The sequence below is a fragment of the Streptomyces sp. SAS_281 genome, assembly GCF_052542855.1.
Genome location: NZ_JBMNDO010000177.1, coordinates 1 through 12,292, shown reverse-complemented (window position 1 = coordinate 12,292; position 12,292 = coordinate 1). Strand labels below are relative to the sequence as shown.

The following is a 12,292-nucleotide window of genomic DNA, read 5'->3' as shown; positions in this document are numbered from 1 at the left end:
GATCATCCGGGCGCCCCGCCCTCGTACGTACGCGGCCCGGCCCCGGGCCGGCTCCGGCTTCGCTCAGCCCGCGAGGAGCTTCTTCACCGTGGCGGCCACCCGGCCGCCCTCGGCGCGCCCCGCGACCTTCGGGTTGACGATCTTCATGACGGCGCCCATCGCGCGCGGCCCCTCGGCCCCGGCGGCCTTCGCCTCGTCCACGGCGGAGGCCACGATGGCGGTCAGCTCCTCGTCACTCAGCTGCTGCGGAAGGTACGCATCGAGGATCGCGCCCTCCTTCTTCTCCCGCTCGGCCTGCTCGGTCCGGCCGCCCTTGGCGAAGGCGTCGGCGGCCTCACGGCGCTTCTTGGCCTCCTTCGCGATCACCTTCTGCACCTCGTCGTCGGAGAGTTCGCGGGCGGTCTTGCCACCGACCTCTTCCTTCGTGATCGCGGTGAGGGTCAGCCGGAGCGTGGACGAGGTCAGCTCGTCACGCGCCTTCATGGCCGTGGTGAGGTCTTCCTTGAGCTTGGACTTGAGCGTGGTCATGAGGTGATTGTGGCAGGTGCGGGGCGCCCGGCGCCCGCCTGTTTTCCTGCGGGCGTACGACGTCTGCGACGATGGGCGCATGCGCGCACGCTACGGAGTACCCCTGAAAATCACGGCGGTCACCGCCGCGGCCGGCGCCGCCGGTCTCGCCTACGCGGCCGGCTTCGAGGTCCGCTCGTTCCGCCTGCGCAGGGTCACCGTCCCGGTGCTTCCGCGAGGGGCGCGCCCGTTGCGCGTCCTCCAGGTCTCCGACGTGCACATGGTCAGCGGGCAACGCAAGAAGCGCGCCTGGCTCCAGTCCCTGGCCGGTCTGCGCCCCGACTTCGTGGTGAACACCGGCGACAACCTCTCCGACCCCGAGGCAGTACCGGAGCTGCTGGACGCGCTCGGCCCGCTGATGGAGCTCCCGGGCGTGTACGTGTTCGGCTCCAACGACTACTACGGCCCCAAGCTGCGCAACCCGGTCCGGTACCTCTTCGAGAAGGCGTCGGGCAAGCACGGCCTCAACGGCAACGCCCCGGCGGTCGGCGTCGTCCACAACCCGTGGGAGCCGATGCGCGACGCCTTCGACGAGGCGGGCTGGCTCAACCTGTCCAACACCCGCGGCCGCCTCAAGCTGGACGGCCTGGAGCTCGCCTTCACCGGCCTGGACGACCCGCACATCAAGCGGGACCGCTACGCCGAGGTCGCCGGCGGCCCCGAGACGGGCGCCGACCTCTCGATCGGCGTCGTCCACGCCCCCTACCTGCGTTCCCTGGACGCGTTCACCACGGACGGTTACCCCCTGATCCTCGCCGGTCACACCCATGGCGGCCAGGTCTGCATCCCCTTCTACGGCGCCCTGGTCACCAACTGCGACCTGGACACGGACCGCGTGAAGGGCCTCTCCACCCACTGTTCCGGCGGTAACCGCTCCTACCTCCACGTCTCGGCGGGCTGCGGTACGAGCCGCTACGCCCCGGTCCGCGTGGCCTGCCCCCCGGAGGCGACCCTGCTCACCCTGACCCCCCGGGACGTCTGACCGGGCCGCTCCCGCCGATCACGACAAAAACCGGATTTCGTCTCCGGGCGCCGGTGGGCTAGAGTTGTCGATGTCGCCGGGAGACCGGCGGCGATCGGGGTGTAGCGCAGCTTGGCAGCGCGCTTCGTTCGGGACGAAGAGGTCGTGGGTTCAAATCCCGCCACCCCGACGCTGGTCAGAGGCCACATACGGCGATCCGTATGTGGCCTCTGTCGTATCCGGGGGCCAAACAGGGGGCCAAAGGGATTTGCTTACGCCTCCGGCGTGGCTGCCCTATGCCGCTCGGCGAAGATCTCATCCATAGCCTCTGCCCCCTGCGTGATCACCGGTCGGAGCTGCTTTCTGTAGACGGCCTCGGTGGTCGCCTGACTGCTGTGGCCGACCAGCATGGCGATGCGCTCCAGCGGGATGCCGTGATCGGAGAGCAGGGACACGAAGCTGTGGCGAAGCTCCCGGGGGGTCCATTCGGGATCGAGTCCCGCCTTTTTCACGATGGCGCGGAAGTCACGCCGAACGTTCGCAGCGTCCAGCGGCTCACCGCTCCGCGTGGTGAACACCCGACCGTCGGGACGCCACTCGATGCCGTGTGAGGCGCGTTCCTGCTTCTGCCACCGCAGGTGTTCGACCAGCACGTCCACAACCTGCTTCGGCAGGGCGATCGTCCGGCGGCTCTTGCGCGTCTTGGTCTCCCCGTGCCTGCGCACAGACCGCCACACGGCGACGTGGGGCGGGATACCGTCCTCGGGCGTCAGGTAGACGTGATCCCAGGTGAGCGGCCGGGCCTCCTCGGTCCGCACCCCTCCGAGCAGGGACAGGACCAGGTAGGCGTAGAGGCGGCTCCCCCGCGCGGCCCCCAGCACGGCCTTCGCCTGTTCAAGGTTGAGCGCCTTGCTCGGCCGGCCGGTACGCCCCTCCGGAACGGTCACCAGCAGCGCGACGTTGCGCACGGCCTTGTCTCGCCGCTGGGCATGCTCGATGGACCGGCGAAGGATGGCCAGCACATCCCGAAGGCTGCGCGTGGACAGCGCCTCGACGCGACTGTTGAGCCAGTCATCCACGTCGTCAGCGCTGAGGTCCTTGAGCTTGGCCTTGCCCACGAAGGGGATCAGGTGCTTGTCAGCAAGCGTGCGGTTCTTGGCCACGGTCTGAGCGTCCCGGCCCTTCAGTCCGCGCTCCAGCCAATCGTTCACGGCGTTCTCAACGGTGTAGTTGGCAGGGGTGCGAACACCTGCGGCGACCTCCTTCTTGAGGTCGCGGATCTTGTCGCGTACCTCCGTCTTGGTCTTGCCGTAGACCTTGGGCCGTAGGCGCTTGCCGTTCGGCGCGTACCCAAGGGAAACCGCCCCCACGTAGCGATTCTTGGCCCGGTCCCAGTAGATGGTGTCTTCCCCGTGCCCAGCCCTGCGGGTGGGCTTGCTGGTTGCCACGTCGGCAGTTCCTTTCATGCCGCGGGGCCCGCCCATGAGTGGACGGGCCCCGCTGGTTCGGTTCGGTCAGTCGGATTCGCGCTTGAGGAGGTCGATGTACTCCTCGATGTACTCAGTGGGGATGAGGCGTCGGCGGCCGACCCGGACGGTGCGGAGGCGGCCTCGGCGGATCTCTTCGTAGGCGGTGGATCGCTTGAAGCCGAGGGCCAGCGCGGCATCCTCGACACGAAGGAGTCGACAGGCGGGCGGCGAGGCGGTGGGCGTGGCCACGGGAGTCTCCTCTACGTGTGGCGGGCGGGTGCCCGCCTTGTCCTGGCAGATCCGCAACGTCCGCCACGCCGCCACACCGCAGGTCAGGGGTCCTCGTTTGTGGCGGATGGCAGTTGCGTGGCGGATAGGTGCCGCCACACGCGGAGGGCGTGGCGGCACCTGGTAGCGCTGGGGTCAGCCCGCGACCGGCAAGTGCGGTGTGGCGGAATCCGCAGGCATGTGGCGGGTGGCTGTGGCGGTATCCGCCACGAATTCACCCTCGTTGACCTGCGGTGTGGCGGACGTGGCGGACGTTGCGGATTCCTCGGAGGGCGGGGAGCAGTACCGGGTCCAGGCGTCCGTGAGGTCTTCCGCGTAGTAGCCCTTGGGAGTGCCGGAGGGGGTTCGGATGCCACGCGGCTTGATGGGCTTGATGGCCGGAGTGACGTACTGACTGAGGAGCTTGGCGAGCGTCCGGGAGTTCAGGGGCTTGTCGTCCAGGTCGCCCCAAGGGGCGTCCTCCATGCGGAGCAGGATTTCGAGGATGACGGCGGTGGGCACCCGGTCCGCGCCGCAGAACACCTTGTCGCGTAGGTCGGTCAGCAGTCGCACGCCCAACGACGCTTCATCGTTGTCGTGACCGGCGTTGATCAGGTCCAGGCAGGCGGCGCGTGCGCGGGCGGGCCAGGTTCCGCCGGCCGCGTCCGCGACGGCAAGAAGGGGCTCCCAGACGTCGGCGGGCCGGTCGGTGACCCCTTCGGGCATGTCGGGCCAAGCATTCGCGACCTGGTCGCGGACGGTGTCGGCCCACTTCGCGATTCGATCGCGCAGGGCGTGGCCCTGCTTCTCATGGATGCGCTGACGATAGGGCTCAACCTTCTCGTTGGGGGCTCGCTTGCGCATCCGGATGATGACCGACCGGGTCAGGACCGTGTCGGGCAGGGATCCGAGCCCGGCCATGGCGACGGCACAGTAGGAGCCGAACACCTGGGCGTTCTGGTTGGAGCCGTCCCCGACACACCTCAGAGCCCCTCCGATCCGCCGGTATCCGGCGTTCAGGAACCCGCGCAGCGCCTCGTCCGCTCCAGCCTTGGGGCCGAAGATGGTGTCCACCTCATCGAACAGCACCGTGGGCAGTCCCTCGGCGGAGTCGACCAGTCGATAGAGGGCGTTCGCGGACGCGGACACCGTGCTCATGGGGCGGGGGGTGAGGAGTTCCACGATCTCCAGCGCCCGGGACTTCCCCGACCCCGGTTCCGGGGACAGGAACGCGATGCGAGGGGTGGTCTCGAAGCAGTCGATCAGGTGAGCGTGCGCGTCCCACAGGGCGACGGCGACGTAGGCGGACTCGGTGGGGAAGACGTTGAACCGGCGGTGGAAAGCTTCCAGCTCATCGAGCAGGGCGGCGCCGTCGATGGGCGCCTTGGACTGCTGGTTGGGGGTCATGCGGCGTTCCTCCGGTGCTGCTCGGTGTGCGGGCAGTTGTTGACGTGAGCGCGGGTGGTGAGTTCGGTGACGGCGCGGCGGCCCCGTGCGCGTTCGTGATGGCCGCAGGTGCACAGCCAGTCCGCCACGGGGAGTTCGTAGCGGCCGAGTCCGCGCATGGTGAGGCCGGGTTGGATGCCGGTCACGGTGACCGTGTGCGGGTCAGGGCGAACTGCAACGGGGACGCCTTCGGCGACGACTTTCGCCGCACTCTCGCCGGGGGCGGTCGGGGCCGGTTCGGCGAAGCAGGGGCGGGTGGGGGTGGCGGGCAGGCTCTTAAGGCGGGGGTTCCTGGCGGTGCTCATGCGGTCCGCCGGGCGGGGTTGTGGGCGATGGACCAGTTCAGGGCGCTGGTGATTGCGGCCCTGCACTCGTGTTCGCGGAGTCCGGCCCGCAATCCCGCCTCATTAAGAGCCTGCTCCACCTCGTCCCGGTTGAGGTCGCCGGACGGGATGAAGCGGCCCAGGGCGCGGGCGGCCCTCACCAGCGTCCAGTTCCGCACCCCCTCACCCGCCCCGGCGACGGCCGCCGTTTCGGCCTTGAGGGCTGCTGAGGCGTACTGAGAGGCCCTGGATGGCGACGGCGCGGCCATTAGCACCCGCGACGGCTGACGGGGCGTCAGGAGGGTGTGGAGCCATTCCGGGAGGGGGGCGGGGGCGGTGGGGTCGGTTACCTCGTACGTGCCGTTGGGGAGGGTGCTGCCGGCGGCGAGGACGTAGCCGCCGTGGGCGCGGGTGTCGATGTGCTTGCCGAGTTTGCCCGCCGTGTTGCGGAGCTGGGACCGGGGCGGGGCGGTGAAGTAGAGGTGGTGTCCGCCGCTCGCGGTCCGGGTCCGGTAGGTGGCGGGGACGGGCTGTCCGGCGCGCTCGCAGAGCGCTTGCAGGGAAGTGACGCCGTCAGGCGTTCCTTTCGGGTCCTTGGCCTTGACCGTGTCGAGGTCGATGACGACCAGCCCGGACGGGCCCGTGGCAATGCCGACGTTGAACGCCCCCGTCGACCAGGCGGCGCGGATGCGGTCCGGGTCGGTGGTGGCCCGTTCCTCCGGCTTGCGGTGCCCGCCGGCGCAGGCCCCGGTGGCGGGGCATGCCTGCTCGCTGTGGAGGGCGGGGCGCTTGTCCCCGACGCGGAGGGGGAAGACGTGCCAGCCGTGCTCGGCGGCGGCCAGCGCGGCGGCGAGGGCTCGCCGGATGGGGGTGGGTTGGGTCATGCTGGGTGTCTCCAGTTCTGTGTGCTGGCAGACGACGGCGGCCCCGCTTCATTGGCGTGAGAGGGGGCCGCCGTCGGCGTCTGCGGAACGGGACGCGGAATCTGTTCGTGCCGGCGCGGGGTCGGCCCGGTGGGTTACTTGACGATCAGGTGGTCGGGGTGGCGTCCGTGCATGTGGCTGACGCAGTCGGCGCAGTCGGTGTGCTGGTCCTGAGCGGTGTGGATGCTGCGGTCGTGGGCGTGGGCCCAGCACTGGCGGCACTCGCCGCGCGGCGGGCGATACGGGTCGGCCACGCTTCCCTCCTTTTTCACTCTTCGTAGCTGTCAGGTGGGTTGGGGGATGGCTGCGGAGAGGCTGTTTCCGGGGGTTCCCGGGGTGCGGGGAATGCTGCTTCCCCAGGCTCCCCATGCTCCCCAACTGGGGTGTTGTCGCTGATCAGCGTGGGTGGGGCGGGTTGGGGAGGCGGTTGGGGAGAACTCCCCAAGATGTGCGCGACTCCCCAACCCCTTCCCCGTCACCGTGCGTGGCCTTATCCGGCGTTCTCGGTCTCGTCGGCGGGGGACTCGATGGCGGCGAAGAGGCGGGCGCGGGAGATCATCTGGTTGCCGTTGTACTTGCGCGGCTCGGCACCGAACGGCTTGAGGGCCTGCACCAGGTCGGAGGCGGACCACGACTTGTAGACCTCCGGCCAGCGCTGCGCGAGGTGCTGGCGGACTTCGTCGGACTTCATCCGCTCTTCGCTGCCGAGGACCGCGGCCACGTCGGCGAGGTGGTCGACCTCCCGCGGAGCCGACTCCGCCCCCGCGGAAGTCTTCACGCCGGCGCGCAGGGCCTTGGCCCGTTCCGCGATGGTCTCTGCGTCCTCGGGGCCGATGTAGTGGGTTCGGGCGGTGACGGAGGGCTGTCCGGGGGCGAGCTTGACCCCGTCGCCGGCGACCACGAGGGTGCCCTTGTCCAGCCCTTGGCGCAGCTTGTGCGGGGCGGCGCCGGCGTCGACCGCGGAGTCACCCACGGCCATGCGGGCCTGGGACTCGGTGCCCAGGACCAGTGAGGCGCGGATGTGGTTGCCCTCGCGGGAGCGCTTGGGCAGGTTCTCGTTGGTCGGGTCCTGGGTGCCCTCCCAGGTGGTGACGTTCACCGCGCGTCCCTGGTCGTGAATCTTCTTCACGGCCTGGAAGTAGCGGCTGTCCGCCTTCGACCCCCCGAACGGGGCGCCCTTGCGGACGGCGCCTTTCTCGGTGACGAACGTTTCCTGAGCACCGGAGCCGTAGGCCACCTGCGCCTCATCGACCACAAGCACCAGGGGGTTGAACCGGCGGTCGGCCAGGATCTTGTCCTGACTCCAGCCCTTCGCGGTCAGCGCCCGCATCAACGCGATCCGATCAGCCATCTCCGCGACGCCCTCCTCGATCATCTCGGTGGCTTCGATGACGTGGTCGTCGGTGGGGCCCTGGATGAGGACGGTGGCGATGCCGTCGAACATCTGCCAGTCGCCCACCCCCTTGAGGTCAGCGATACGGAACTCCACCCGCACATCCAGCGCGAGCCACAGGGCCAACGCCCGCAGGCTCGCGGTCTTGCCCTGGTTGGACAGGCCGGTGATGAGCATGTGCTTTTGCCACAGCGAGACCAGCACCGCGTCCCCGCGCAGGTCGACACCCCACGGGGCCCGCCCGCGGTGCATGTCGGCGGTGGCGTCGGGGTCGGTGAGCAGCGGCGAGGGTCCGATGGGCTGGTCCAGGGCACCGGAGTCCGCGATCCACATGCGCACGGTCCGCGGGGCCGGGGGGAGGGTCATGTGTAGTTCGTGTTCGTGGCGGGAGAGGTTCTCCGCGAGCTTGCGCCGTTTGTTCAGGACCTCTTCGGTGCTGACTCCGGAGGGGAGGGTGACGTCGACTTCGACGCCGCACCCGGCCAGGGTGATGGGGCCGAGCATGCCGGCCGCACCGTCGGCCATCTCCTTGATGGCCTTGCGCAGCGGGGAAATCCCCAGATCAGCAAGGGCCTTGATGACGACCGAGGGGGTGACCGGGACGTCGTCCATTCCGCTGGTGGTGGGGCGGGCCCAGGCGGGTGCGGTCTGCTGCTGCTGACCTGCCCGCCACAGGTGGGACAGCCCGGCCAGCAGCGCGAGTGCGAGAGCGGGCCCCCAGGCGACACCGACGAACCAGCACACGGCCCGGACCGCGTCGACGGCGGCCAGCGTCGGCGCGATCACGTCGTGCACATCGCTGTCATGGATGGCCATGCAGGCACCGAGTAGCAGTAACGCACCCTCCGTGCCGGCGGTGCCGATCGCGGCGGACTTGGCCATCTGCGGAACACCGCTGATCAGGTCCATCCGGCGGCGGTGGCGGTCGGTGCGGAAGCGGTCCGCTTTCTCCTGCCACTCGGCTGCGAGTTCTTGGTTGCCCGCGGCCACCGCGGCGGCCCTCATCTGGTGGTGGACTGCCACCGTCCGGCCCTGCCACGTCCGCCGGGCGACCACACCCGCCCCGCCGACGACGTAGAGGGAGTGGCGGACCGCGGCGCGGGCTCCGGCCCGGGTCCGCTCGTGCGTGACGGCGCCCCGTACGGCGCGACCAGAGCGCACCCACAGCGGCACCGGGCCACTCTCACCCGGGGCATCGGCGGTCTCTGGAGTGTTCGGGGCGGCCGGTGGCGGGGTGGTCTCGGGGTTTTTGAACAGGGGGATCACGTTCTCGGACATGCCTGACCTCTCCTGATACTCGACAGGGGGTTGGGGGTGGTTTCAGCCCTCGGCACGCAGGACGGCGCGCTCGGCGCGTCGCACCGCGTCCTCCGCCTGCCGGCGGGCCTGGCGGGCGGCAGGGCGGTCCGTGCGGGGGGCGGTGCGCTCGGCGGCCTTGGCGTTGGCGAGGGCCTGGCGGGCGTCGGCCTGCACCTTGTACAGGGCCGCGAGTTCCTGCGCGCCGCGCTCGGCGGCCCGCTGGTCGATGCGCTCGATCTTGGCTTCGAGGCGCGGGTCGACGCAGTCGGCCATGGCCTGGCGGAAGCCCTTGCGGAACAGCTTGCTGCGCTCGCGCTTCTCGGCGGGGGTATAGCTGTGCATGGGGGTGCCTCCCAGGGCAGGGGCCGGGCTGTCCGGCCCTCCGCCCGCCCGGCATGGTGTCCGGGCGGACAGGGGGCCGTCAGCGGCGGCGACGGGCCCGGGATACCGCCTTGGACGCGGCCTTGCCCTCATCGCCGCCGACCGACTTGACGACGGTGACGACACCCCAGGCCATGACCGCGGCCAGGAACGCGAGCAGGGCGAGGTTCGCGGCGATCGCGGTGAGGACGCCGACCAGCAGCGGTCCGAAGTAGACGCCGGCGGCGACCGTGCCGGCGCCAATGCCGGAGCCCAGCGCGATCCGCTGCATGGTGCGGTCGGGCGGGGCGTGGTGGATGTGCTGCACGACCTGCGGCGGCGTCTGCGGGGCGGGCAGGTTCGCCGGGTCGGCGTAGGTGTAGGTGCCGTCGGGGAGCTGGACGACGGTGACCGCCCGGGTGGCGGGCAGGTGGGGGTCCATACGGTTCCTTCCACGGGCAAGGGGTGTGCGGGAGTGCCCCGGGCCGGAGTCGATCCGGCGCCCTCACGGCATGGGTGCCGGGGCTGGGGTGGTCAGTCGGTGGGGGTGAACGCTTTGGCGACGTTCATCAGGAGCACTTCGGCGGACATGAGGTGGCCGACCATCCGCCCGGCGTCGGCGAGGTCGATGCGGCCACGAGAGTGGATCTGCTCGACGTAGGCGCGGACCTCTTCGATGACGATGGCCTGCGCTGCGGCCTGGATGACGTTCTGCTGGATCTCCTCGGCAGCCATGACGGCCTCCTTCAGGCTCGGGCGGTCGGCTTGGGCATGGCCCGGCAGGTCTCGGCGTGGGACTGCGCCCAGGCGCGAGCGGGGGCGATGGAGTACGTGCCGTCGGCATCGAAGTCGGGCTGGGGGCCCGTACCGAACTCGTCGTGCGACGGACTCCAGCCCCAGTCCTCGAAGTGCGTGTCGCCGCATCCGCCGCAGGTGATGAAGTGCTCGGTGGGATGCTTCGCGCCCGTATAACCGGACTGTTTGACGATCTCGACGGTGGCGCCACCAACGGTGAGGTAGCGGGCGAGAACACCCTCGGGCCAGGCGATCTGCGAGTTCATGAGGTGGTGTCCTTTCGGTCGGACGGGCTGTCGTGGCAGGCGACGCACATGCCGAGGGAGCGCGGAATGCAGTACCCGGCATCCCGCCGGCAAGCGGGGCAGGTGCGGCGGGCCCGCATGGCCGCCGCGAGGGCGGCGGTACGGCCCGGGGTCATGGGCCGTACCGGGCGGGCCAGCTCGATGCGGTAGAGGAAGGCGACCAGCGGCTCCCGTCGCCGCCGGGGCCGGCAGACGACGGCAGCGACATCCTGACCGCCGGGCCGCAGCCCCATCGCGCGGAGCTGTCGACGGGTGGCGTAGCCGTCCGGGGCCAAGCGCCACCGGTACTCAGGCAGCGCACCCACTAGGCCACCGCCTCAGCCGGTGCCGTCGATCGCTCGGCGCGCAGGGTGTCGCGCAGGACGCGGGCCTTGGCGGGCGAGGTGTGGACGGCCTTGCGGATCGCTTCGGCCGTCAGGTCGGCGGTCGACCAGTCGGCGGTCACCGATCGGGCCTCATCGAGCAACTGATCGGCCGTGCGGACCGGCCGCTTCGATCGGGCCACGTCCGGAACACGGCCGGTCGCCCGACGCGGACGCGTCGACTCAGCGGCCACCGCACGAACCCGGGGCGCCTCGATCGCCTTCACGACGTCCACGACCACCGGGGCGGGCAGAATCACCGGGCGCGGGGTCGACTCTCCCAGGTCAGCCGTAGACCGATTTGACGAGGTATCCGCCGATTCGGTGGCCGGGAGGCCGATCGGACGGCGGCGACGGAACCACCCGCCAGAGCGGTGCCGGGCGGGTTCTGCGGGGCGCTGGGCGGCGGCGAGAGCGGCGACCGATCGAGCGGCCCGCTCATGCAGCTTCGGCGTCATGCCGGGCTCGTCCGTGCCGGTCTCGATCTCCCAGGCACGGGCGAACGCGTCCTCGAAGGACAGCTCACCGAACGGTGCGGCCGACACCAGCCGATCGGCCACGAGCGCGATCGACCGGTGCTGACGGCGGCGCTTGCGGTCGTGCCGACGCCGCGCCTTGTCCTCGGCGGTGCCGGTCTTCACGGACAGGGTGGTCACCCACTGGCGCACCTCGAACAGGAGCGGGCCCAGCAGCGTGACCGCCGCGAGCCCGATCCCCGCCGTCCGCGCGTCCGAAGCCGACAGGCCCGGCAGGTGGGTGCCGTAGGTGTAGTTGATCGACGCGGCGAAGCCGGCCGCGGCGACGACCAGCGACCGCAGCAGCCACCGCACCCACACCGGCAAGGCCCGCTCATCGGCGTAGGCGACACCGGCCGCCATCACCCACGCCGCCCCCTCGATCGCCAACGGCAACGGAAGGAGCGTCGGAGAGATCGCGACGAAGTGCAGCACCTGCGCCGGCAGCGACCCCAGAGCGGACGCCGCGACCAGGCCAAGCGTGCCCTTGCGGTACACGTTGCCTGCCGTCAGCGCTTCACCCCGGGCCGCACGCCGCACCGCACGGGCCTCAGCCCGCGCCCGCCGCGCCCGGTCCCGCTCCGCACGCTCCTGCTCACGAAGACGCGCGGCCCGCTCATCGGCAACCCGCTCCCGCTCCGCACGGCGTTCGTCGGCGGCGGCCCGGTCAATGCGCCGCTGCTCGGCATCCGCTACACGGTCCGCACGGCGCTCCTCGGCATAGACACTCATGACCCACCGCCCTTCCGGGACGAGGTGAACGTGGCGTACTCGCCGGGAGGGCAGACGTAGTTGGACAGGGCGCCCTCGGCCGCGACAGCCGCCGCACCGAGCAGCGAGATACCGGCAGCGGCAGCGGTGGAGTGATCGGCGGCGGTGTGGGCGACCAGGGCGGCGGCCTGAGATGCCCGGCGTGCCAGGTTCGGAGTGCCGTCCGTGTCCGTCATGTGGTTGATGGCCAGGTCGCGGACCTTGTCACGGAAGCCCATCACGCCACCCCGCCCGGCTGCACCGCGACGATGCGGTTGCTCAGGTCGCGACGGGCAGCCATGGCCCGGTGCCGGGCCCGGCGGATACGCCGCACGTCCAGCTCACCAACCGGACGGTCAAGGGTCATGATCTGCGCGTCCAGCAGGTCGATGTCCGCCACGATGACGGGCATCTCGCGCTCGATCACGTCCAGCTCCGCGTCCGTCGGCTCCATGAAGTCGGCGAACGCGGTAACAGCGTCCTGAACAGTAACGATGGGGTTCATAGGGTCGTGTTTCCTTCCCAGAGGAACGGCCCGAACAGCGCCCCGGTGTTTC

The 12,292-nt window shown here is 70.7% G+C and carries 17 protein-coding genes and 1 tRNA gene; 2 read left to right on the top strand and 16 right to left on the bottom strand.

What is annotated here, in order from left to right:
- Nucleotides 1–63 precede the first annotated feature (63 nt).
- Nucleotides 64–528 (bottom strand): GatB/YqeY domain-containing protein, encoded by a 465-nt coding sequence (locus ACN6LM_RS36085; protein ID WP_383292687.1) that lies wholly within the window; start codon nucleotides 526–528, stop codon nucleotides 64–66.
- A 79-nt stretch (nucleotides 529–607) separates the two neighbouring features.
- Here ACN6LM_RS36085 and ACN6LM_RS36080 point away from each other — a divergent pair, with 79 nt between their 5' ends.
- Nucleotides 608–1,549: a metallophosphoesterase gene (locus ACN6LM_RS36080; protein WP_445069650.1), complete on the top strand. Its 942-nt coding sequence runs from the start codon at nucleotides 608–610 to the stop codon at nucleotides 1,547–1,549.
- Between the two features lie 95 nt (nucleotides 1,550–1,644).
- Nucleotides 1,645–1,718 (top strand) — tRNA-Pro (locus tag ACN6LM_RS36075).
- Nucleotides 1,719–1,800: 82 nt separating this feature from the next.
- Here the strand turns inward: ACN6LM_RS36075 and ACN6LM_RS36070 are convergent.
- The 15 genes from ACN6LM_RS36070 to ACN6LM_RS36000 form a co-directional block, all read right to left on the bottom strand.
- Nucleotides 1,801–2,976 carry a tyrosine-type recombinase/integrase gene (locus ACN6LM_RS36070; protein ID WP_445069649.1) on the bottom strand — a complete coding sequence of 392 codons (1,176 nt, stop codon included), beginning with the start codon at nucleotides 2,974–2,976 and terminating at the stop codon, nucleotides 1,801–1,803.
- Nucleotides 2,977–3,042: 66 nt separating this feature from the next.
- Nucleotides 3,043–3,246 (bottom strand): helix-turn-helix domain-containing protein, encoded by a 204-nt coding sequence (locus ACN6LM_RS36065; protein ID WP_445069648.1) that lies wholly within the window; start codon nucleotides 3,244–3,246, stop codon nucleotides 3,043–3,045.
- A 174-nt stretch (nucleotides 3,247–3,420) separates the two neighbouring features.
- Nucleotides 3,421–4,671 (bottom strand): DUF3631 domain-containing protein, encoded by a 1,251-nt coding sequence (locus tag ACN6LM_RS36060; protein ID WP_445069647.1) that lies wholly within the window; start codon nucleotides 4,669–4,671, stop codon nucleotides 3,421–3,423.
- Nucleotides 4,668–5,015, bottom strand: coding sequence for a hypothetical protein (locus tag ACN6LM_RS36055; RefSeq protein WP_445069646.1), 348 nt, complete (start codon nucleotides 5,013–5,015; stop codon nucleotides 4,668–4,670). The genes ACN6LM_RS36060 and ACN6LM_RS36055 overlap by 4 nt, the downstream gene beginning before the upstream one ends.
- Complete coding sequence (locus tag ACN6LM_RS36050) at nucleotides 5,012–5,917, bottom strand: bifunctional DNA primase/polymerase (RefSeq protein ID WP_445069645.1); 906 nt, start codon at nucleotides 5,915–5,917, stop codon at nucleotides 5,012–5,014. Before ACN6LM_RS36050 ends, ACN6LM_RS36055 begins: the two co-directional genes overlap by 4 nt.
- A 134-nt stretch (nucleotides 5,918–6,051) precedes the next feature.
- On the bottom strand, nucleotides 6,052–6,210 hold the full coding sequence (locus ACN6LM_RS36045) for a pRL2-8 (RefSeq protein WP_445069644.1): 159 nt from the start codon (nucleotides 6,208–6,210) through the stop codon (nucleotides 6,052–6,054).
- A gap of 236 nt (nucleotides 6,211–6,446) precedes the next feature.
- Complete coding sequence (locus ACN6LM_RS36040; RefSeq protein WP_445069643.1) at nucleotides 6,447–8,627, bottom strand: FtsK/SpoIIIE domain-containing protein; 2,181 nt, start codon at nucleotides 8,625–8,627, stop codon at nucleotides 6,447–6,449.
- Nucleotides 8,628–8,669: 42 nt separating this feature from the next.
- A complete protein-coding gene (locus ACN6LM_RS36035; RefSeq protein WP_445069642.1) occupies nucleotides 8,670–8,990 on the bottom strand; it encodes a hypothetical protein in 321 nt (106 codons plus the stop codon).
- A 79-nt stretch (nucleotides 8,991–9,069) separates the two neighbouring features.
- The gene (locus ACN6LM_RS36030; RefSeq protein ID WP_445069641.1) at nucleotides 9,070–9,450 is read right to left on the bottom strand and encodes a DUF6251 family protein; all 381 of its coding nucleotides are present in this window, start codon (nucleotides 9,448–9,450) and stop codon (nucleotides 9,070–9,072) included.
- A 92-nt stretch (nucleotides 9,451–9,542) separates the two neighbouring features.
- Complete coding sequence (locus tag ACN6LM_RS36025; protein ID WP_445069640.1) at nucleotides 9,543–9,743, bottom strand: hypothetical protein; 201 nt, start codon at nucleotides 9,741–9,743, stop codon at nucleotides 9,543–9,545.
- Between the two features lie 11 nt (nucleotides 9,744–9,754).
- Entirely contained in the window at nucleotides 9,755–10,069 is a 315-nt protein-coding gene (locus ACN6LM_RS36020; RefSeq protein WP_445069639.1) for a hypothetical protein, read from the bottom strand.
- Nucleotides 10,066–10,413, bottom strand: coding sequence for an RRQRL motif-containing zinc-binding protein (locus tag ACN6LM_RS36015; protein WP_445069638.1), 348 nt, complete (start codon nucleotides 10,411–10,413; stop codon nucleotides 10,066–10,068). The genes ACN6LM_RS36020 and ACN6LM_RS36015 overlap by 4 nt, the downstream gene beginning before the upstream one ends.
- Complete coding sequence (locus ACN6LM_RS36010; protein ID WP_445069637.1) at nucleotides 10,413–11,717, bottom strand: hypothetical protein; 1,305 nt, start codon at nucleotides 11,715–11,717, stop codon at nucleotides 10,413–10,415. The genes ACN6LM_RS36015 and ACN6LM_RS36010 overlap by 1 nt, the downstream gene beginning before the upstream one ends.
- On the bottom strand, nucleotides 11,714–11,974 hold the full coding sequence (locus ACN6LM_RS36005) for a hypothetical protein (RefSeq protein ID WP_445069636.1): 261 nt from the start codon (nucleotides 11,972–11,974) through the stop codon (nucleotides 11,714–11,716). The genes ACN6LM_RS36010 and ACN6LM_RS36005 overlap by 4 nt, the downstream gene beginning before the upstream one ends.
- Entirely contained in the window at nucleotides 11,974–12,240 is a 267-nt protein-coding gene (locus ACN6LM_RS36000) for a DUF6284 family protein (RefSeq protein WP_445069635.1), read from the bottom strand. Before ACN6LM_RS36000 ends, ACN6LM_RS36005 begins: the two co-directional genes overlap by 1 nt.
- Nucleotides 12,241–12,292 lie beyond the last annotated feature (52 nt).

Bases quoted from the DNA above. Each gene is read 5' to 3' on its own strand.
- ACN6LM_RS36085 (WP_383292687.1), bottom strand. From the start codon at position 528: ATGACCACGCTCAAGTCCAAGCTCAAGGAAGACCTCACCACGGCCATG.
- ACN6LM_RS36080 (WP_445069650.1), top strand. From the start codon at position 608: ATGCGCGCACGCTACGGAGTACCCCTGAAAATCACGGCGGTCACCGCC.
- ACN6LM_RS36060 (WP_445069647.1), bottom strand. From the start codon at position 4,671: ATGACCCCCAACCAGCAGTCCAAGGCGCCCATCGACGGCGCCGCCCTG.
- ACN6LM_RS36055 (WP_445069646.1), bottom strand. From the start codon at position 5,015: ATGAGCACCGCCAGGAACCCCCGCCTTAAGAGCCTGCCCGCCACCCCC.
- ACN6LM_RS36050 (WP_445069645.1), bottom strand. From the start codon at position 5,917: ATGACCCAACCCACCCCCATCCGGCGAGCCCTCGCCGCCGCGCTGGCC.
- ACN6LM_RS36040 (WP_445069643.1), bottom strand. From the start codon at position 8,627: ATGTCCGAGAACGTGATCCCCCTGTTCAAAAACCCCGAGACCACCCCG.
- ACN6LM_RS36035 (WP_445069642.1), bottom strand. From the start codon at position 8,990: ATGCACAGCTATACCCCCGCCGAGAAGCGCGAGCGCAGCAAGCTGTTC.
- ACN6LM_RS36030 (WP_445069641.1), bottom strand. From the start codon at position 9,450: ATGGACCCCCACCTGCCCGCCACCCGGGCGGTCACCGTCGTCCAGCTC.
- ACN6LM_RS36025 (WP_445069640.1), bottom strand. From the start codon at position 9,743: ATGGCTGCCGAGGAGATCCAGCAGAACGTCATCCAGGCCGCAGCGCAG.
- ACN6LM_RS36020 (WP_445069639.1), bottom strand. From the start codon at position 10,069: ATGAACTCGCAGATCGCCTGGCCCGAGGGTGTTCTCGCCCGCTACCTC.
- ACN6LM_RS36010 (WP_445069637.1), bottom strand. From the start codon at position 11,717: ATGAGTGTCTATGCCGAGGAGCGCCGTGCGGACCGTGTAGCGGATGCC.
- ACN6LM_RS36005 (WP_445069636.1), bottom strand. From the start codon at position 11,974: ATGGGCTTCCGTGACAAGGTCCGCGACCTGGCCATCAACCACATGACG.
- ACN6LM_RS36000 (WP_445069635.1), bottom strand. From the start codon at position 12,240: ATGAACCCCATCGTTACTGTTCAGGACGCTGTTACCGCGTTCGCCGAC.